Raw genomic sequence first — 20,303 nt, forward strand, 5'->3', positions numbered from 1 at the left:
ATGGCACTCACCGCCCGCCTCACGGCGCTGGCGTTGGCCGTCTGCACCCTGCAGGCCAGCGCAACCACACCACCGCAACCGGCCAGCCGCAGCACGGCGGCCGCCAACCTGGCCTTTGGCGCCGACTTGCCGCTGGGCGACCAGCAGGACTTCGAGGAAGCCACCCGCGGCCTGGTGGCCGCCATGCCCGACGGCCCGTTCAGGGACGCGGCCGGCAACGTGATCTGGCAACCGCACGCATTCGATTTCATCCAGGGCGCGGCCCCGGCCACCGTCAACCCCAGCCTGTGGCGCCACGAGACGCTCAACAACGCGCACGGCCTGTACAAGGTGAGCGACGGTATCTACCAGTTGCGCGGCTTCGACATCTCCAACATGACCCTGATCGAGGGCAAAACGGGCTGGATCGTCGTCGATCCGCTGGTGAGCGCGGAAATGGCCAAGGTGGCGCTGGAATTCGCCCAGCAGAAACTGGGCCGGCGTCCGGTGGCCGCCGTCATCTACACGCACGGCCACGCCGACCACTTCGGCGGCGTGCGCGGCGTGATCAGCGAGGCCGACCTCACGGGCGGCAAGACGCGCCTGATCGCGCCGGACGGCTTCATGGAAACCTCCGTGGCCGAGAACGTGTTGGCCGGTAACGCCATGGCCCGCCGCGCCCAATATCAGTTCGGCATGCCGCTGGCGGCCGGCCCGCAGGGCAACGTGGGCACGGGCCTGGGCAAGAAAGTCTCCACCGGCACCATAGGCCTGATCGTGCCGACGGACACGGTGAGCAAGACCGGGCAGAGCATGGACATCGACGGCGTGCGCTTCGTGTTCCAGATGGACAACGGCTCCGAGGCGCCGGCCGAGATGACCTTCTACCTGCCCGAGCGCCACGCGCTGTGCCTGTCCGAGGTGGTCACGGCCAACATGCACAACATCTACACCTTGCGCGGCGCCCGCATGCGCGACGCGCTGGGCTGGAGCAAATACATCAACGAGATGCTGGACCTGTTCCCGGACGCGCAAGTGGGCTTCCGCAGCCACCACTGGCCCGTGTGGGGCAAGGAGCGGCTGCACCAGCAACTGGCCAACCAGCGCGACCTGTACCGCTTCCTGAACGACCAGGCGCTGAACCTGGCCAACCGCGGCGTGCCGCTCGACGAGGTGGGCGACGCCAGCTTCTTCCCCAAGGGTTTGAAGAACGACTTCTCCACCCATGGCTACTACGGCACCTTGAGCCATAACCTGCGGGCCGTGGTCGATTACTACCTGGGCTGGTACGACAGCAACCCGGCCACGCTTAATCCGCTGACGGGCAAGACGCGCGCCCAGCACTACGTGGCGGCCATGGGCGGCGCCAAGGCCGTGCTCAAGCAGGCCAAGGCCGGTTACGCGGCCGGCGACTACCGTTGGGTGGCCGAGATACTCAATCACCTGGTCAAGGCCGATCCGGCCAACAAGCCGGCCCGCCTGCTGCAGGCCGACACGCTGGAACAACTGGGCTACCAGGCGGAATCGGCCATCTGGCGCAACGAATACCTGACCGGCGCCCATGAACTGCGCGACGGCATCACGCCGCTGCACATGTCCACCCAGGGGCCGGACCTGACGCGCGCCATGTCGGTCGAAATGATCTTCGACTACCTGGCCGTGCGCCTGAACCACGAGAAGGCCGACGGCCTGCACCTGGGCGTCAACATCGCCTTCACCGACACCCATGAGAACTACGCGCTGGAGCTGTCGAACTCCGTGCTCAACAACACCCGTGGCCGCGTGCTGGCCAAGCCGGACGCCGCGCTCACGCTGAGCCGCGACGCCCTGTTCAAGATGCTGGTGGCGAAGGTGCCGCTGGCGCAGCTGGTCCAGGCAGGCGAAGTGAAGCTCGATGGCGACCCGAAGGCACTGGGCTCGCTGTTCGGCAACTTCGACCAATTCGATCCGCTGTTCCCCGTCGTCACGCGCTGACGGGTGTTGTGTCGCCGCGCCGCTGGCCCAGCCGCCGGCGCGGCCATTCCTAAAAAAGAGAAAGAGGGAGACAGGATGCACAAGCAACAACAGAATCGCGCGGGCGCGACCCGCCCCACGGCGCTGGCCATGGCCTGCCGCATGGCGCTGGCCACCATGGCGCTGGCGGCGGCCCACGGCGCGCGCGCCGACAGCTTCACGCTCGACAACGGCGTGGAAGGGCGCTGGTCGCTCAACGCCAGCATGGGCGCCAGCTGGCGCGCCGCCAACCGCGATCCGGCGCTGGTGTCGGCTGCCAACGGCGGCACGGCGGGCGTGGGCAACGGCCATGATGACGGTAACCTGAACTTCAACAAGGGCACGGCCTACGCCAGCGGCCCCAAGGCCACGGGCGAATTGCAGCTCAAGCGCGACAACCTGGGCCTGTTCGTGCGGGCCAACGCCTGGTATGACTACACGTTGAGCGACAAGGGCGTGGCGCACGGCAGTTTCAACAACGGCTATGTGCCCGGCGCCAGGCTGAGCGACCAGGGCTTCTACGCCAACACGGGCTTCTCCGGCGCCGCGCTGGCCGACGCCTATGTGTCTGGCGAATTCGATGTGGCCGGTAAGCCGCTCAACGTCAAGCTGGGCAAGCAGGTGGTGAACTGGGGCGAGAGCGCCTTCATCCCCGGCATCAACGCCATGGGTGCGTTCGACCTGACGGCCGCGCACCGGCCCGGCGCCCAGGTCAAGGAAATCCTGCGTCCGCTGCCCCAGTTGACGGCCAACCTCGGGCTGGGTGACGGCGTCTCCGTGGAAGCGTTTTACCAGCTCAAATGGGAGCACACGCTGTTTGACGGTTGCGGCACCTACTGGTCGCTGGTTGATTCGCTCAACTGCTCCGGCGGCGCCGTCGTGTTCGGCGACGCGCTGGGCAACGACCAGAAGCAGTACAACGGCGTGCCCGTGCTGGCCGCCTTGCCGCCGGCCCTGCTCAACGCGGTGGGCGCCGGCGCGCTGGCCACCGTGCCGTTCAACTTCCGGCTGGGCCGCGCGCCCGACGCCACGCCGAAGAACAGCGGCCAGTTCGGCCTGTCGTCGCACGTGTTCGTCGATGCCCTGAGCACCGACTTCGGCTTCTACTTCGCCAACTACCACGCGCGCACGCCGGTGCTGTCGGCCGTCCATGCGCCGTCGCCGGCGCCGTCGCTGTATTCGGGCCAGTATGCGGCGCAACTGACGGCGCTGTCCAAGGTGCTGGGCGGCTTGGGGCAGGCCGCCGCGGCCAAACAGATCGGCATGCTGGGCGCCATCCCCGGCACGGAACTGACGTGGGACTATGACGCCACCAACATCCAGTCGCTGGCCGTGTCGGCGGCCACGGAGCTGGGTGGCGTGTCCGTGTTCGGCGAGGCCAGCCACACCCAGGGCGTGCCGGTGCAGATCAACGCGCCCGACCTGGTGGTGGGCAGTGTGCTGGGCCTGGGGCCGCAGGCCGCGCTGGCGCGCTGGGTGCGTGATCCGTCCGTGGCCCAGGGCAGCGTCTCGCACGGCTACGACTTGAAGAACAAGGACCAGATCCAGGTGTCGGCCCTGAAGCTGTTCGGTCCCGTGCTGGGCGCCAGCAGCGCCAGTGTGCTGGGCGAGGTCGGCTTCCAGCACTGGAGCGGTATTGGCGACCCGGCCACGTCCACCCGATACGGCCGCGGCTTCCTGTACGGTTTCGGCCCCACGGCGGCGCTGGGCGGCACCTGCGCGGGCCTGAACGGCTACGCGCCGTACTGCGAGAACCAGGGCTATGTGACCACCAGCGCCTGGGGCTACCGCTTGCAGGGCGAGCTGACTTTCAGCGACGTGTACGCGGGCATCAACCTCAAGCCCAAGCTGTTCTGGTCGCACGACGTCAAGGGCTATTCGGGCGACGGCACCTTCGTCCAGGACCGCCAGACGCTGGGCACCACGCTGCGCGCCGACTACAACAACCGCTACTACGCGGAACTGAGCTACACGCGCTACAACAAGAACGCCAAATATGACGTGCTGCATGACCGGGACAATTACTCGTTCGTCGTCGGCGTCAATTTCTAAGGGAGACAGCATGAACATGATGAACAAACTGGTACTGGCCAGCGCCGTGGCGCTGGCCGGCGGCAACGGTGCCTGGGCCGGCATGGCGGCGGCCGACGTGGAGCGGCTGGGCAAGGACCTGACTCCCATGGGTTCGGAGAAGGCGGGCAGCAAGGACGGCCTGATTCCAGCCTGGGACGGTGGCCTGGTCAAGGCGCCGGCCGGCTTCGACGCCAGGGCCGGCTACCTCGATCCCTACGCCAGCGAGAAGCCGCTGTACACCATCACGGCCGCCAACATGCCCCAGTACAAGGATAAGCTGGCGCCGGGCCAGATGGAGATGCTCAAGCGCTTCCCCACCTACAAGCTCAATGTCTACCCCAGCCACCGCACGGCCGGCTATCCGCAGGCCGTGTATGACAGCATCAAGGCCGAAGCGGCCAAGGCGGAACTGGCGTCCGGCGGCAATGGTGTGGTCAATGTGTCCCGCTCCACCGTGCCGTTCCCCGAGCCCAGGAACGGTGTGGAAGTGGTGTGGAACCACATCATGCGCTACCGGGGCGGCAGCGTGCAGCGCTACAGCGCCGAGTTCCCCGTGCAGGCCAACGGCGCCTTCACGCCCGTGACCCGCACCGAGACGCTGGCCTTCGCCAACGCCATGGACAAGCCAGAAGCCAACCGCCTGCTGTACTACATGGGCACCATCACCGGCCCCACCAGCGTGGCCGGCGAGGCGCTGCTGGTGGTGGACCCCGTCGACCAGGTCAGGGAATCGCGCCTGGCGTGGATGTACAACCCCGGCCAGCGCCGCGTGCTGCGCGCGCCCGACGTGGCCTACGACACGCCCGGTTCCGGCTCCGACGGCCTGCGCACGACGGACGACTACGACGGCTTCAACGGCTCGCCCGACCGCTACGACTGGAAGCTGGTCGGCAAGAAGGAGATGATCGTCTCGTACAACAACTTCAAGCTGACCAGCAAGAGCCTGAAATACGGCGACATCGTGCGCCCCGGCCACCTGAACCAGGACCTGGTGCGTTACGAGCCGCACCGGGTGTGGGTGGTGGAAGCGACGCTCAAGCCGGGCAAGCGCCACGTGTATGCCAAGCGCGTGTTCTACATCGACGAGGACAGCTGGCAGATCGCCCACGCCGACGCCTACGATGGCCGCGGTGAACTGTGGCGCGTGCACGAAATCGACGCCATCCAGTTCTACGACGCGCCCACGCCGTGGTTCGCGGCCGAGGTGTTCTACGACCTGCAGGCGCGCCGCTACCTGGTGACGGGCCTGGGCAACCAGGAAAAACCGGCCCGGTTCGGCGCCAGACTGAACGCCGGCAATTTCACGCCCGATACCCTGCGCCGCAGCAGCAACTGACGGGAATACAGCAACGTAGAGCAAGCGCCACCGCGCAAACGGAACTCCAGGCGAGTCTCCTTAACGCCCGCTCCCGCCGCCAGTGGGAGTTGGGCGTCTTTTTGCCCGGCGCCGCAGAACCGCAAGACTGAAGGACAGAATCATGAAGCATCATCCGCGCAATTCCTGGCGCGCTATATCGTTGGCCACGTGGGCCTCGCGGGCCGCGCGGGCCGCGCGGGCCGCGCGCCGCATCGTGCCAGTGGCCATCTATGTGACCGCCGCCTTCCTCCCCACCTTGAGCGCGCCCGCGCTGGCCGATCCGCTGGCCAGCCCGGCGCGCGCTTCCACGCTGGCGGCCCATGCCCTGATGCTGGCGCTGGCGCCGGCCGGCACGCGCCTGGTGGCGGGCGGCGAACGGGGCATCGTCATCGTCTCGGACGACGGCGGCGTCACGTGGCGCCAGGCCCGCGTGCCGGTCGGCGTGACGCTGACGGCCATGCACTTCGCCGACAGTGAGCACGGCGTGGCCGTCGGCCACGACGGCGTGCTGCTGGCCACGCGCGACGCTGGCCTGAACTGGGACAAGCGGCTGGACGGCAACCAGATCAACGCCATGATGCTGGCCGACGCCGAACACGCGGCCGCGCGCGCGCACGCGGCGCTTGCCGGTGCGCGGCCAAGCGAAGCGAAGGCGGCCCGGCAGGCCGTCGAGCAGGCCGACAACGCCGCACAGGATATGCAGGATACCGCCAGGTTCGGCCCATCGCGTCCGCTGCTGGCCGTGTGGTTCAAGACCCGCGAGCTGGGCTGGGCCGTCGGCTCCTACGGGCAGGCGCTGCGCACGCGTGATGGCGGCGTTCATTGGGAGTCGATCGCCGCCCGCATTCCCAATCCTGAAGGCTTGCATTACAACGCCATCGGCCATGGCGCCGACGGCGCCCTGTACCTGGCAGGAGAGGGCGGCAAGGTCTATCGCTCCACGGACGACGGCGATAGCTGGCGCGTGGCCGACAGCGGCTACAAGGGCCAGTTGTACGGTGTGCTGGAAACGGCGCCCGGCGCGCTGCTGGCATACGGCTTCGGCGGCCACCTGCTGCGCAGCGAGGATGGCGGCGCCAGCTGGCGGGAACTGCCCCGCCTCGGCGACCAGAGCCTGATCGGCGCGGCGCAGGATGGCGCCGCGCTGCTGCTGGCCGCGCGCGACGGCACGCTGTTCCGCAGCATGGACCAGGGCCGCAGCTTCGCCGTGCAGGGGGCCGCGCGCGGCCTGGAACTGGCCGCCGTCGCGCTGCGGGGCCATACGCTGGCGCTGGCCGGCATGGGCGGCGTTCACCTGTCCGCCTACCAAAGCTCGAAGTGAATCCCATGACCCAGAACGACAAAACACCCACGGCCGGCAACGGCGAAGCCTGCGGCCACGAAAAACCCGGCCTGCTGGAACGGACGCTGGAGCCGCGCCTGTTCGCCTGGCGTTTGCCCATCCTGATCCTGTTCCTGCTGGCTTCCGTGCTGTTTGGCTGGCAGGCGGCCCAGCTCAAGCCCGATGCCAGCTTCCAGAAGATGGTGCCTGCCTCGCACCCCTTCATCGCCAACTACCTGAAGTACGAAGCCGAACTGCGCCCGCTGGGCAACGTGGTGCGCATCGCCGTGGAAACGCAGGGCAAGGACATCTACAGCCGCGCATACCTGGAAACCCTGCACCGCATCACCGACGAGGTGTTCTACATTCCCGGCGTGGACCGGGGCAACCTGAAATCGCTGTGGACGCCCAACGTGCTGTGGACGGAAGTGACGGAGGCGGGCATGGTGGGCGGCCAGATCATCCCGCAGGGTTTCGACGGCTCGCCCGAGAAGATCGCCGAAGTGCGCGCCAACGTGGTGCGCTCAGGCCGCATCGGCAGCCTGGTGGCGGCCGACCAGCGCTCCAGCATCGTGCTCGTGCCGCTGCTGGAAACGGACCCGGACACGGGCGCTAAACTCGATTACGGCCAACTGTCGCAACGGCTGGAGAAGCTGGTGCGCGACAAGTACGGCAAGGACGGAGTGCGCATCCACATCACCGGCTTTGCGAAAGTGGTGGGCGACCTGATTGATGGCGCGCGCGCCATCGGCCTGTTCTTCGCCATCACCTTCGGGCTCACGGTGGCGCTGCTGCTGTGGTACTCGCGCTGCTGGCGCAGCACGCTGGCCACTGTGTTCTGCTGCAGCCTGGCCGTGCTGTGGCAGCTTGGCATCGTGCACCTGATCGGCTTCGGGCTCGATCCCTATTCCATCCTGGTGCCGTTCCTCACGTTCGCCATCGGTGTCTCGCACGCGGTCCAGAACATCAACACCATGGCCACGGCCCGGCTGTCCGGGGCCTCCAACATGGAGACGGCCAAGCTGACCTTCCGCCAGTTGTTCATCCCCGGCAGCGTGGCCCTGCTGTGCGACGCGGTGGGCTTTTCCACGCTGCTGGTGATCGACATCGGCGTGATCCGCGAACTGGCCATTTCCGCCTCCATCGGCGTGGGCGTGATCATCCTCACCAAGATGTTCCTGCTGCCGATACTGATGTCCTACGTGGGCGTGTCGGACGCCTGCCTGCGCCACCAGGCCCGCAAGCAGGCCAGCCGGCACCGCATGGCCCATGCGCTGGCCCGCTTCGCCGAGCCGCGCTTCGCCCGCATGGCCGTCGCCTTCGCGTTGCTGGTGCTGGGCGGGGCGTGGACCATGAGCCGCGACCTGAAGATCGGCGACCTCGATCCCGGCGCCCCGGAGCTGCGCGCCGAGTCGCGCTACAACCGCGACAGCGCCTACATCAGCGGCCATTACGCCACCAGCGCCGACGTGTTCGTGGTGATGGTGAAGACGGCCCCCGGCGAGTGCGGTTCCTATCCCGTGGCCGACAAGGTGGACCGCTTCCAGTGGGAGATGGAAAACCTGGCGGGGGTGGAGTCCACCACGTCGCTGTTCAGCGGCATGAAGAAGGTGATCGCAGGGTCCAACGGCGGCGACTTGCGCTGGCATGCGCTGTCGCGCAACCGCTACGTGTCCAACGCGGCCCAGCGCGTGCTGCCGTCCGAGCTGTATTCCAACGACTGCTCGATGGTGCCGGTGATGATCTTCCTGGCCGACCACAAGGCTGAAACGCTGGCCCGCGTGGTGCGGGCGGCCCAGGCCTTCGCGGCGGCCAATGACGACAAGACGGCCCGGTTCACGCTGGCCGGCGGCAATTCCGGCATCGACGCGGCCACCAACATCGTCATCGCCCAGGCGCAGACGCAGATGCTGATCCTCGTGTATGCCATTGTGGCCTTGCTGGTGTGGTGGGAGTTTCGTTCGTGGCGGGTGGCCATCTGCATCATGCTGCCGCTGTATATCACGTCGGCCCTGTGCGAAGCCATCATGGCGCGGCTGGGGCTGGGCGTGAAGGTGGCCACGCTGCCCGTGATCGCGCTCGGTATCGGCATCGGCGTGGACTATGGCATCTACATCTACAACCGGCTGCAGCATTTCCTGGACCGCGGCCTGGACCTGAAGGCAGCGTATTTCGAGACGCTCAAGGGCACCGGCGCCGCCGTGGCGCTGACGGGCGTGACGCTGGCGCTGGGCGTGCTGACCTGGGTCTGGTCCGACATCAAGTTCCAGGCCGATATGGGGCTGCTGCTGACGTTCATGTTCCTGTGGAATATGGTGGGCGCCATCGTCATGATCCCGGCGCTGGCCGCCTTGATCGTGCGCCCTGCCGGCACGCGGCCGGCGGCGCGGGACGAGGTACAGGCGCGCAGCCATGCCTGACAGGGCAGCCACAGCGGCCCGGCGCGGCACGCTGCCGGGGCCAGTCCAGGGCATCGATCAGACGGTGCTGCGCATGATTGCCGCCCTGCGCTCGGGTGGCCAGACGTTTCACCGCATCGCCGCCTTGCTCAATCGCTGCGGCATCGCTGCGCCGCTGGGCGGGCGCTGGTACGGCGCCAGCGTGCGGCAGGTGCTGCTGCGCAATCAGCCGGCATAGGGGCCGCTGGCCGGTGCGGATCCCTGTGGATTCCATTCGATTTCCGGCCCTGCTTTGTTCTGCTTTCTTCTATTTTGCCCGGTAACTGCAAAGCAGGGGAAAGCAGGAAAAAGCAGAAGAAAACAGAAGCAAAAGCAGAAGCTTTTCCACAGGGGGCCGCGGCGCCGCACGGCGTCCCCATTGCCGCCTCAACTTGCCGCACGGGCAGCCAGTCTTCCCGTTGGCGCCTGTTCCATACTCCTCTCCAAGTCATGACTGCCGCAAAAAGTGCGCCGCGCAGGCCGCCGATTGCGGTATCTTTACACAAATAAATTAAATGCTCTGATTCAAGAATGATCAAAAGTGCAATGACAGGAGACTTACATGACGCAGCACCAGGTTGTACCAAGCTATGCCCGCGGCCAGACGGACAAGCCGCTGATCGAACAAACCATCGGTGATTATTTCGACACCATCGTGGCGCGCCACCCGGACGCCGAAGCGCTGGTCAGCCTGCACCAGCGGCGCCGCTACACTTACCGCGAGCTGCAAACCGAGGTCAATCGCCTGGCCAGCGCGCTGCTGGGCGCCGGACTGGCCACGGGCGACCGGGTCGCCATCTGGTCGCACAACAATGTGGAATGGGTGTTGATGCAGCTGGCCACGGCCCGCCTGGGCCTGATCCTGGTGAACATCAACCCCGCCTACCGCGTGGCGGAACTGGAGTATGCACTCAACAAGGTAGGCTGCAAGGCCCTGGTCAGCATGGCCCGCTTCAAGACCAGCGACTACCTGTCCATGATCCGCGAACTGGCGCCGGAACTGGCCAGCGCCACGCCGGGCGCGCTGCATTGCGCGCGCCTGCCGGACCTGCGCACCGTGGTGTGGATAGACGAGCAGGGCGCCGGCGCCGAGGAAGCGGGCATGCTGCGTTTTTCAGCGCTGCTGGCACGCGGCCAGGCGGACGGCGCGCGCGTGCGCGAGGTGGCCGCCGGCGTGCGGCCGCAGCAAGCCATCAACATCCAGTTCACCAGTGGCACCACGGGCTTCCCCAAAGGCGCCACGCTCACCCACCGCAATATCCTCAATAACGGCTTCTTCGTCGGCGAGGCCATGAAGCTGACGGACCGCGACCGCCTGTGCATCCCCGTGCCGCTGTACCACTGCTTCGGCATGGTGCTGGGTAACCTGGCCAGCCTCACGCACGGCGCCTGCATCGTTTATCCGAGCAGCGGCTTCGAACCGCTGGCCGTGCTGCAGGCCGTGCAGGATGAACGCTGCACGGTGCTGCATGGCGTGCCCACCATGTTCATCGCGGAGCTCGACCATCCACGCTTCGCCGAATTCGACCTGTCCACACTGCGCACCGGCATCATGGCCGGCTCGCCGTGCCCGGTGGAGGTGATGAAGCGGGTGGTGGGCGACATGCACATGTCGGAAGTGACGATCGCCTATGGCATGACGGAGACCAGCCCGGTGAGCTGCCAGAGCGGCACCGATACGCCGCTGGCCATGCGCGTGTCCACGGTCGGCATGGTGCGCGACCACCTGGAAGTGCAAATCGTGGACCCGGACACGGGCATCGTCACGGCCCGCAACCAGCCCGGTGAACTGTGCACGCGCGGCTACTCCGTGATGCAGGGCTACTGGGGCGACGAAGCCCAGACCCGCGAAGCCATCGACGCCGATGGCTGGATGCACACGGGTGACCTGGCCACCATGAACGAGGAAGGCTACGTCAACATCGTGGGCCGCATCAAGGACATGGTGATCCGGGGCGGCGAGAACATCTACCCGCGCGAGATCGAGGAATTCCTGTACCGCCATCCGGCCGTGCAGGACGTGCAGGTGGTGGGCGTGCCGGACACGAAATACGGCGAAGAGTTGTGCGCGTGGATCGTCGTCAAGCCGGGCCAGAGCCTGACGGAGGAGGGCGTGCGCAAGTTCTGCGAAGGCCAGATCGCCTACCACAAGGTGCCGCGCTACATCCGCTTCGTCGAGGAATTCCCGATGACGATCACGGGCAAGATCCAGAAGTTCAAGATCCGCGACCTGATGAAGCAGGAACTGGGCGTGCAGGAGGCGAAAACCGCCTGACGTGTAAAGGTGGGAAATGGGGACGGACTCCTTGTTCCGTCCCCGTGTTGAATGGCGTCAGCGCGGCGCCTGGGCCCAAGCGGCGTCGTCGCCGTTTGGCGTCCTGGGCCGCAGCCGGTAGCCAATGGCCAGCGCGATCAGCCATACGGGCAGCAGATAGACGGACAGGCGCAGCTCCGGCGTCAGATACATCACCACCAGGATACCGGCCAGGAAGGCCAGGCACAGGTAATTGGTCAGCGGGTAGCCCAGGCTGCGGAATGCCGTGACCTGGCCGGCCGCGCGCTTCTGCGCACGGAAACGCAGGTGGATCCAGCTGATCATGCCCCAGTTGATGATCAGCGCCGACACCACGAGCCCCATCAGCACTTCGAACGCCTTGCCCGGCATGAAGTAGTTGATGGCCACGCAGGCGCCCGTGGCCATGGCCGATACGCCCAGCGCCGCCAGCGGCACGCCGCGTCCATTCACCTTGAGCAGCATGCGCGGCGCGTTGCCTTGCTGGGCCAGGCCGTACAGCATGCGCGTGTTGCAGTACACGCCGCTGTTGTACACGGACAGCGCGGCCGTCAGCACCACGGCGTTCAGGGCGTTGGCTACCAGGTTGCTGTTGAGCGCATGGAAGATCAGCACGAACGGGCTGCCGCCGCTCACCACTTTCTGCCACGGATACAGCGACAGCAGGATGCCCAGCGCGCCGATGTAGAAAATCAGGATGCGGTAGATGGCCTGGTTGGTGGCCTTGGGGATGGTGACGGAGGGATTGTCCGCCTCGGCCGCCGTGATGCCCACCAGTTCCAGCCCGCCGAACGAGAACATGATGACGGCCATGGCCATCACCAGTCCGCCCACGCCGTTGGGGAAGAAGCCGCCGTGCTGCCACAGGTTGGCCACGCTGGCCTCGGGGCCCGCGCCGCCCGACAGCAGTAGCCAGCTGCCGTAGCCTATCATGCCGACGATGGCGGCCACCTTGATGATGGCGAACCAGAATTCCATCTCGCCGAACGCTTTCACGTTGCTTAAACTGATGGCATTAATGATCAGGAAGAAGGCCAGCGCCGATACCCACGTGGGGATGGCCGGCCACCAATACTGCACGTAGATGCCCACGGCCGACAGCTCGGCCATGCTGACCAGCACATACAGCACCCAGTAATTCCAGCCCGACATGAAACCAGCCTGGTGGCCACAGTATTTGTTGGCGAAATAGCTGAACGAGCCGGCCACCGGCTCATCCACCACCATCTCGCCCAGCTGGCGCATGATGAGGAAGGCGATGAAGCCGGCCACGCCGTAACCGAGCAGCACGGACGGCCCGGCCATCTGGATGGTTTGCGCGATGCCCAGGAACAGCCCGGTGCCGATCGCCCCGCCCAGCGCGATCAGCTGGATGTGGCGGCTTTTCAATCCGCGTTTGAGTTCGTTATGCTCACCTGACATCTTATCTCCTGGTGTCGTTCCGGAGCCGGAGGCCGGCGGGTTGCCGGCCGGGCCGCAAAACCCGACGATTCTCGCACAGCCAGCCATTGCTAGCAAAGCAAGAAATAGGGTGGCGCTCCGGGAACCGCCTGCGCGCGTGCCATGGCTTGTAGTTCGCTAGCAACATCGTGGCCACCCGGCCGTACTTCGTGGGATACTGCGGTTCAGTGATCCGGCATGGCCGCGCCGGCCGGGATGGGGAGCGCCATGGCTGTATCCGACACGTCCGCCGACCGCGCCGCGCAGAACGACAAGGCGCAGGGCGAAGCCTTGCTGCGCGAAGTGCGCGCCACCCTCACGGGTTTCGAGCTGGCCCACGCGCCGGCCGCGCTGGAACGGCTGGCCAGCTTGTCGCTGACGGCGGCGCAATCACTGGAATTGCAGGCCTTCCAGATATTGGTGCGCTCGCTCGGCGAACAGGCCCGGCCAGACGACTTGCTGATGCACGCCAAGCGCTTGCAAGTGCAAGCCCAGGCGGAGAACCATCCGATGGCGCAGGCGGCCGCGTGGCGCGCGCTGCAATGGATACAGGGCCGCATGCGGCTGCACCACGCCGCGCTCGACAGCGTGGCCCGCGCTGGCGAACTGTATCAGCGCTGTGGCCAGGAACAGCTGGCGCTGCAGATGCAGGCCATTCGCTGCACGGTGCTGTTTGGCTCGGAGATGTACCTGGAGCTGCGCCTGTCCTGCGCCGAGCTGCTGGCCCGGCCCGCGGAGCTGACCGCGCCCGTCCACAACCTGCTGCTCAACTACGCCGCCTCCGCCGCCTATTACCTGGCGCTGGAGGAGGACGACGCCGGCAAGGCAGCGCCGTACTGGCGTGATTGCCTGGCCCAGCGCGAGCTGGCGCTGCAGGTGGCGCGCCGCCACCAGCTCCATTACCAGGAAGGACTGGCGCTGCTCAATCTGGCCGTGGTCAAGGCCACGCTGGGCCAGGCCGCCGATTGCCGCGACTACCTGGCCCAGTTCCACCACAGCCGTGGCGACGCTGGCGTGCAACCGTACTGGCAACTGGCGCTGCGCCTGTGTGATGTGTTGCTGGGGTGCGTGGAAGGCGTGCGCGCGGACGCGTGGCAAGCGCTGCTCGCGTTCGACGCCGAATTGGCGCAGGAGCCCCCGCACAGCACGGGCTCGCGCGAGATCGTCGCCTACGCGATCCGCCATTACGGCCGCCAGTGGGGCTATTTCGAGGAAACGCTGCAAGCGTGCCTGCGCCAGGTGCAGGTGGAACGGCGTCACAAGCGCGAACTGGCCACGGCGCTGGGCGGCACCATCAACGCCGTCATGGAGCGGCCCCAGTTGCTGCACCAGAATGCGCAACTGGCGCAGCACGGCACTTCGCTGGAGCATTCGCTGCAGCAGCGCAATGCGGAACTGACCGTGGCGCTCGACAAGCTGCGGCGGGAAGTGCGCGAACGCGAGGCGGCCGAGGCGGCCCTGCGGCAGGCCCGCGATGAGCTCGAGCGGCAGGTGCGCGAACGCACGGCCGCGCTGGAACAGGCCATGCGCTCGCTGATGGCGCAGGAAAAGCAGTTGGGCCTGTCGCGCATGGTGGTGGGCATGGCGCACGAGTTGAACACGCCGGTGGGCAATGCCCGCATGGCGGCCAGCGCCATCGCCGCGCAGGCCGGGGAGCTGCAGCATAGCCTGGACGATGGCACGCTGCGGCGCAGCCAGTTGCAGGCGCTGCTGGCCCATTTGCTGCAGGGCGGCCAATTGCTGGACCGCGCCATTGTGCAGATCAACCGGCTGGTGGAACGGTTCAAGGGCTTGTCCAGCCATCCCGAGCAGGAGCCGCTGTGCCGCTTCGACCTGTGCGAGCTGCTGCGCGCCAACGCCACCGGCTGGCAGCCGCGCCTGGCGGCGCAAGGCGTGACGCTGGCGTTCACGCTGCCAGCGCACGTGTGGATGAGCGGCTATCCGGGCGCGTGCGGCCTGATCTTCCAGCAACTGCTGGACAACAGCCTGTTCCACGGGTTCCCGGGTGGCAGCGGCGGCGCCATCACCATCGAAGTGGCCTGCCAGGACCAGGCCGTGCTGGTGCGCTGGCGCGACAACGGCTGCGGCATCGCCGCCGAGCATTTGCCCAAGGTGTTCGAACCGTTCTTCACCACCCAGTTGGGCAGCAGCGGCACCGGGCTGGGACTGGCCAGCGTGCACAGCCTGGCCGTGGACCTGATGCAGGGTAAGGTGGAGATCAGCAGCGTGCCCGGCGCCGGCACCGAAATCATCTTGCGGCTGCCGATGGATACAACGGCGACGATGGCGCCGCTCCCCATGTGAGTTGACCTGCCGGGCCCGGCCGGCGGGCGGCGTCCTGGCGGCGTCTTTGTTAAGATGTAATCTTGCATATCGTATAATGTGCTCCCATAAGAAATTGCATCCCGCGATTTCATGAAGTTCGGTGAGTTATTGATATGCGCTTTACGAAGGTTTTTGCGGTGCCGCTGGTGCTGGGCTGGTTGTTGGCCGGCTGCGGCGGCGGGGGTGGGGGATCGTCCAGCACCGGCCCGGCCGCCCCCAACCCGGATGGGAATTGGCTGAGCTTTACGGTTTCCCAGCCCGAAATAGCGGGTTATCAGGGTGAGCGTATCCCGTTTTCCGTCACCGCCACGTCGAGCCGCAGCTTTGCCCAACCGGTCAACATTGCCGTTATCGACGGCAGTGGTTCGATCACCACCGACGGCACCGTCACGGCCTTGAGCGACCTGCGTTACCGGGCTGATTTGTCGACCTCGCCCACCTTGCCAAGTGGTCCCCGTGTGGCCTATCTCGAGGTGCGCCTGTGCGAGGACGATCCAGCGGTCTGTCTGCAACCGTTGCCGGGTTCCCCGTGGCACGTGCCGGTGCACTTCAATATGAAGTCGATGGCCGAAGCGGCGAAGCGGTTGACGTTATCGTCAGCGTCGCTCGATTTCACGACCGCGCCGGGCGAACCCGCTCACGCGACTTTAACGGCCACGATCAGCGGTGATCTGGTGGGGCAGCAGTACCATATCAAGGTCGTCGCACCCGGCGGCTTGGTCACCGTTGGTAACGTCTACCCAACCAAGGATGGTTTCAGCACCAGTTTGACCAGCTCCGCCGGCCTGCAGGTGGGCAATTACAGTGACCGAGTCGAAGTGCAACTGTGTCGTGAAGATGCGACCGTGTGTCAACATCCGGTGCCGGGTTCGCCCTGGGTCTTGCCGGTGTCGGTGACCGTGCAGCCTGGCGCCAACCTAAGCCCCCTGGCACCGGTGGCGGGCCTGGGGGCGTGGTCCACCTATCAAGGCAATGCCGCGCATACGGGGTACGTGCCGGCCAGTTTCGATCCATCCAAATTCAGCCGGCGCTGGAAGTTGCAGGTCCCGGTAGACAATTTCGTCATCGGCGGCATCGGCGCTGGCGGTGGTCCTGGCAGTATTGCCGTCGACCAGGGCATGGTCTACCTGACCGAGTTTGATACGGTACGTGGTTATGATGTGGTGGCGCTGAGCGAGGCCACTGGCGCTGAGGCATGGCGGGCCCCGCTGGGCAGGTGTTTCGGCGCGACAGCGCCCGCAGCAGCGAATGGCCAGGTGTATGTGCTGTGCGGGGATCTTACTCAGACCTATCTGGCGGTCCTCGACCAGCGTACGGGGGCGCAGCGCAGCAAGACCCAGATGTTCGGGGAACTGCCGGAGACGATGGCGCCCAATGCCGTGGGGACCGTTGCGTACATCGCCAGTTCCGACCGCGGCATGCCTTACCTCAGCAAGTTTTCCAGCCTGGATAAGCAGTTCGCCTGGCGGAATATGGCGGTCTACAACCACATCTCGCGCACGCCGGCCGTGGACGCCAATGACGTTTATGGCTACGGCGGTGGAAAACTGGTGGCCTATAGCGTGGCGACGGGCGTTGCGGCGTGGTCGATCGCCGATCCGGATTACAACCAGTACACCAGCCGTGCGGGGATGGTCGTCATAGCCGATGGCAGGGTGTTCTTTTCGCAGGAAAACAGGCTGGTCGCGTTTGATACTGGCCAGCGCACGGTGGCGTGGACCGTCAAGGGCGTTGCAGTCAGCGAACCAGCTTGTGCCAACGGCGTCGTGTACACGACCAGCCTGATGGGCCAGGCGCTCGATGCGCGCTCGGCCGCGGACGGCACCCTGCTGTGGAGCACGCCATTGTCAGGCGAAGTCTACGCGCGTGTACTCGTCACGCGCAATCTGGCGTTCGTCTCTTCCGACCAGGGAACCGTCGCGGTCGACCTGAGCACCCATCAGATCGTATGGCGCAGTTCACTGGGGGGGGAACTGGCCATCTCCGGCAACGGTATCCTGTACATTCGGCATCCGGCTGGCACGCTGGCGGCGATTAACTTGCAATAGCCGCGTTTGCGGCGGCTGACCGCCGCTCAGGCGCGCGCCGGAATGGCCAGACCGCGCGCCACGGCTGGCCGCGCCAAGAACGCGGCCAGCACCCGCTGCACGTTGGGGAAGCGCTCGATGTGCACCAGCTCGCCCGCCTCGTAGAAGCCGATCAGGTTGCGCACCCACGGGAAGATGGCGATGTCGGCGATCGTGTATTGCGCGCCCATGATCCAGTCGCGCCCGGCCAGCCGTTGTTCCAGCACGCCCAGCAGGCGCGCCGCCTCGGCCACGTAGCGGTCGCGCGGGCGCTTGTCCTCGTACTCGCGCCCGGCGAACTTGTGGAAAAAGCCCACCTGGCCGAACATGGGGCCGATGCCGCCCATCTGGAACATCAGCCACTGGATGGTTGCATAGCGGCCGGCCGCGTCCTGAGGCAGCAGCTGGCCTGTTTTCTCGGCCAGGTAGAGCAGGATGGCGCCCGATTCGAACAGGGCCAGCGGCTTGCCATCGGGGCCGTTGGGGTCGATGATGGCCGGGATCTTGTTGTTCGGATTGAGTGACAGGAACGCCGGCGACATCTGGTCGTTGCTGTCGAAACTGACCAGGTGCGCCTCGTAGGGCAGGCCCGTTTCCTCCAGCGCGATGGAGACTTTCACGCCGTTGGGCGTGGTGAGCGAATACAGTTGCAGTCGGTCGGGATGGGCGGCGGGCCATTTGGCCGTGATGGGGAAGGCGGCGAGAGCAGTCATGTCCGGTTGTATTTGAAATAAGAATGGGGTTTTATTATCGTCCTATTTCGCCGCGTGTGCAGGAAGCGCGTTCGCGTGCCGGGATTGTCGTCTACCTGAATGTTGACCATGGCGGACCACGCTATAATCTGGCGCACGGCAGCTTAATGACGTTTTGGGGAGTGCATGGTTCGATACGCATGGTCGGCATGGTTGGCGGCGCCGGCGCTGGCATTGAGTGGCTGGGCCCATGGCGCCGGGAGCGCGCTACGCTTGTGCGTGGACGCGCGCCCCCATCCACCCTACGTGCTGCTCGACCGTGAAGGGACGTCCCAGGTCCTGGTGCGCATGGCCGCCGCCAGGGCGGGCCTGCGGGTGGAGTACTACCACGCGCCCGTGGCGCGCTGCGCCGAGGAGATCCGGCTCAACCTGGCCCAGGGTTATCCCGCCGCCGGCTTTTCGCCCAGGGCGAGCACGTTCTGCACCTTTCCCATGGACGGGGATGTCCCTGACCCGAAGCGGGCCACCGGGCTGCTGCGCCTGACGCTGTACCGCCGCGCGGGCGAGCCGGCTGACTGGGACGGCAAGCGCCTGGCGAACGTGAATGGCAAGGTGCTGTCCTCGCGCGGCGCGGTCATGATGCGCGAGCGCCTGCGGGCCCTGGGCCTGGAGACGGACGATGGCGCCGCCGACCTGGAAACGAATTTCGCCAAGCTGCTGGTCCGCCGGGGCGACGTGGCGCTCGGTTATGAGAACGATGGCCAGAAGCTGCTGGCGCGCGCACCCTTCGCTGGCAAGATCGAAGCGCTGCCGGTGGCGTTCGCGCAGGCGTACCACTACCTGTGCCTGTCGCACCAGTTCCACGACGCTAACCCGGCGCAGGCGGCAGCCCTGTGGAGCGCCATCGCCCGCACGGCCGCCTCGGCCGAATACCGGGCCGCCATCAAGGACATCAAATAGCGCGCCGCCGCTGGCGGCGGCCGTCAGAACTCCGCGTGCACGCGGGCGGCCACCAGGTGGACCGGGCCGCGGCTGCGGTTGTAGGCCGGGTTGCGCGCTTCCTGCAGGTCCAGCGTCAGGCCCAGGTGCTTGCCCAGGCGGGCCGCGTAATAGGCTTCCGCGATCTTCTCCGCGCCATACTGCAAGCCGCCGTCGCCGATCAGGATGCCGATGCCGCCCTGCGTGAAATAGGCGCGCGCGTCACCGGACAGGCCGTTGACGACGGCCGCCACGCCCACCGTGTCGTCCGGCCGGCCCCAGGCCGTGCCCTTGATGGCCAGGCCGCCCGACAATGAGCGGTTGATCTCCGTGAATTCATACGCTTCCTTGGCGCCGTCGTTCACGCTGGCGCGCGCGAACAGGCCCACGTCGGCCGTCAGTTCCTGTTCCAGGTTCACCGCCAGGCCGGTGCGCCAGGCTGTGCGGCGCACGCCGGCCACGTCGGGCACGTTGGGGGCGGACGCCTGGCGCACGGCGTCGGCGTAGCGCGCCATGCTGGCGTGGTTGGCGAAGCCCAGCAGCTTGACCTTGCCGGCGTGGCCGTTCCACCGGTAGCGCTGCTCCAGTTCCGCCACCAGCATGAACTGGCTGAGCGAAGGACGGATGATCTTGCCGTTCGGCTGCGCCGACAGCTGGAACACGCCGGCGCGCGCCGTGCGGCTGCCCTGGTTCCACTCCAGTGCCGCGCCGTAGGTGAAGCCCCAGGCGTCGGCCGCGTAATCGAAGGCGCCGGCGTCGATCAGCGACCAGTTCAGGAAATCGCCGCGCGGATCGTGGGCGTAGCTGTTGGTGTCGAAGACGTCGGTGACGGAGAATTTACCGGCCGTCAGCACCACGTTGTCCTGTGTGCGGGCGCCGCCCAGCTGGTTGGGCGCCGCCTCCACGGCTTCCTGCGGGCCGCCCAGCGCGAACGTGTGGCGCATGAAGGCGCGCGGCAGGCGCAGGTAGGGCGTGTCGGCGCCGACCTTGTATGCTTCGCCGCTGGGGAAGCCGGCCATGCCCACCGTGTTACTGAGGCCGAAGCCCTGGTCGATCTCGGGATTGAGCCACAGTTCGGTTCCGGTGGGCAGGCGCACGCCCGCGTACACGGTGATGTCGCTGGTTTCCTCGGTGCGGCCGGCCGCGTCCAGGCTGTTCTGGCCGCGGTAGGGCGAGGCGAAACGCTTGTGATGCTGGGTGACGTTGGTGAACTGGCCGTGCACGGCCCACGTTTCCGGCGCCGTGCTCTCGTCGGCGGTGGCGATCTGGGCGTGGGCCAGTGCCAGCAGGCAGAACGGGGTAGCCAGCAGGTGGCGGTTGCGGTTTCTTTTCATGCGTTGCTTCCTAAT

13 protein-coding genes are annotated in these 20,303 nt (G+C 66.7%); 10 read left to right on the forward strand and 3 right to left on the reverse strand.

Going from position 1 to position 20,303, the window contains the following annotated elements:
* The 7 genes from H3H36_RS00265 to H3H36_RS00295 all read left to right on the forward strand — a co-directional run bounded on the left by H3H36_RS00265 (position 1) and on the right by H3H36_RS00295 (position 11,435).
* Positions 1-1,953, forward strand: coding sequence for an alkyl/aryl-sulfatase (locus H3H36_RS00265; protein WP_182212980.1), 1,953 nt, complete (start codon positions 1-3; stop codon positions 1,951-1,953).
* 75 nt (positions 1,954-2,028) lie between these two features.
* Positions 2,029-4,023 carry a DUF1302 domain-containing protein gene (locus tag H3H36_RS00270; protein WP_182212981.1) on the forward strand — a complete coding sequence of 665 codons (1,995 nt, stop codon included), beginning with the start codon at positions 2,029-2,031 and terminating at the stop codon, positions 4,021-4,023.
* 10 nt (positions 4,024-4,033) lie between these two features.
* Entirely contained in the window at positions 4,034-5,380 is a 1,347-nt protein-coding gene (locus H3H36_RS00275) for a DUF1329 domain-containing protein (RefSeq protein ID WP_182212982.1), read from the forward strand.
* A 142-nt stretch (positions 5,381-5,522) separates the two neighbouring features.
* The gene (locus H3H36_RS00280; protein WP_182212983.1) at positions 5,523-6,722 is read left to right on the forward strand and encodes a WD40/YVTN/BNR-like repeat-containing protein; all 1,200 of its coding nucleotides are present in this window, start codon (positions 5,523-5,525) and stop codon (positions 6,720-6,722) included.
* A 5-nt stretch (positions 6,723-6,727) separates the two neighbouring features.
* Complete coding sequence (locus H3H36_RS00285; RefSeq protein ID WP_182212984.1) at positions 6,728-9,142, forward strand: efflux RND transporter permease subunit; 2,415 nt, start codon at positions 6,728-6,730, stop codon at positions 9,140-9,142.
* Positions 9,135-9,359, forward strand: coding sequence for a hypothetical protein (locus tag H3H36_RS00290; RefSeq protein ID WP_182212985.1), 225 nt, complete (start codon positions 9,135-9,137; stop codon positions 9,357-9,359). The genes H3H36_RS00285 and H3H36_RS00290 overlap by 8 nt, the downstream gene beginning before the upstream one ends.
* Positions 9,360-9,722: 363 nt before the next feature.
* Positions 9,723-11,435 carry an AMP-binding protein gene (locus H3H36_RS00295; protein WP_182212986.1) on the forward strand — a complete coding sequence of 571 codons (1,713 nt, stop codon included), beginning with the start codon at positions 9,723-9,725 and terminating at the stop codon, positions 11,433-11,435.
* A gap of 57 nt (positions 11,436-11,492) precedes the next feature.
* Here the strand turns inward: H3H36_RS00295 and H3H36_RS00300 are convergent, their stop codons facing one another.
* The gene (locus H3H36_RS00300; protein WP_182212987.1) at positions 11,493-12,875 is read right to left on the reverse strand and encodes an amino acid permease; all 1,383 of its coding nucleotides are present in this window, start codon (positions 12,873-12,875) and stop codon (positions 11,493-11,495) included.
* Positions 12,876-13,121: 246 nt separating this feature from the next.
* Here H3H36_RS00300 and H3H36_RS00305 point away from each other — a divergent pair, with 246 nt between their 5' ends.
* Complete coding sequence (locus H3H36_RS00305; RefSeq protein ID WP_182212988.1) at positions 13,122-15,197, forward strand: sensor histidine kinase; 2,076 nt, start codon at positions 13,122-13,124, stop codon at positions 15,195-15,197.
* A gap of 134 nt (positions 15,198-15,331) precedes the next feature.
* Complete coding sequence (locus tag H3H36_RS00310) at positions 15,332-17,266, forward strand: PQQ-like beta-propeller repeat protein (protein ID WP_182212989.1); 1,935 nt, start codon at positions 15,332-15,334, stop codon at positions 17,264-17,266.
* A gap of 26 nt (positions 17,267-17,292) precedes the next feature.
* Here H3H36_RS00310 and H3H36_RS00315 read toward each other — a convergent pair whose 3' ends face one another.
* The gene (locus H3H36_RS00315) at positions 17,293-17,997 is read right to left on the reverse strand and encodes a glutathione S-transferase N-terminal domain-containing protein (protein WP_182212990.1); all 705 of its coding nucleotides are present in this window, start codon (positions 17,995-17,997) and stop codon (positions 17,293-17,295) included.
* Between the two features lie 165 nt (positions 17,998-18,162).
* Between H3H36_RS00315 and H3H36_RS00320 the strand changes: the two genes are divergently transcribed.
* Positions 18,163-18,936: a hypothetical protein gene (locus tag H3H36_RS00320; protein WP_182212991.1), complete on the forward strand. Its 774-nt coding sequence runs from the start codon at positions 18,163-18,165 to the stop codon at positions 18,934-18,936.
* A gap of 23 nt (positions 18,937-18,959) precedes the next feature.
* On the opposite strand, the gene H3H36_RS00325 is transcribed toward H3H36_RS00320, so the two are convergent.
* Positions 18,960-20,288 (reverse strand): carbohydrate porin, encoded by a 1,329-nt coding sequence (locus tag H3H36_RS00325; RefSeq protein ID WP_182212992.1) that lies wholly within the window; start codon positions 20,286-20,288, stop codon positions 18,960-18,962.
* Positions 20,289-20,303 lie beyond the last annotated feature (15 nt).

Origin of the sequence: Rugamonas fusca (assembly GCF_014042365.1) — a bacterium.
Classification (GTDB): Bacteria; Pseudomonadota; Gammaproteobacteria; order Burkholderiales; family Burkholderiaceae_D; genus Rugamonas; species Rugamonas fusca.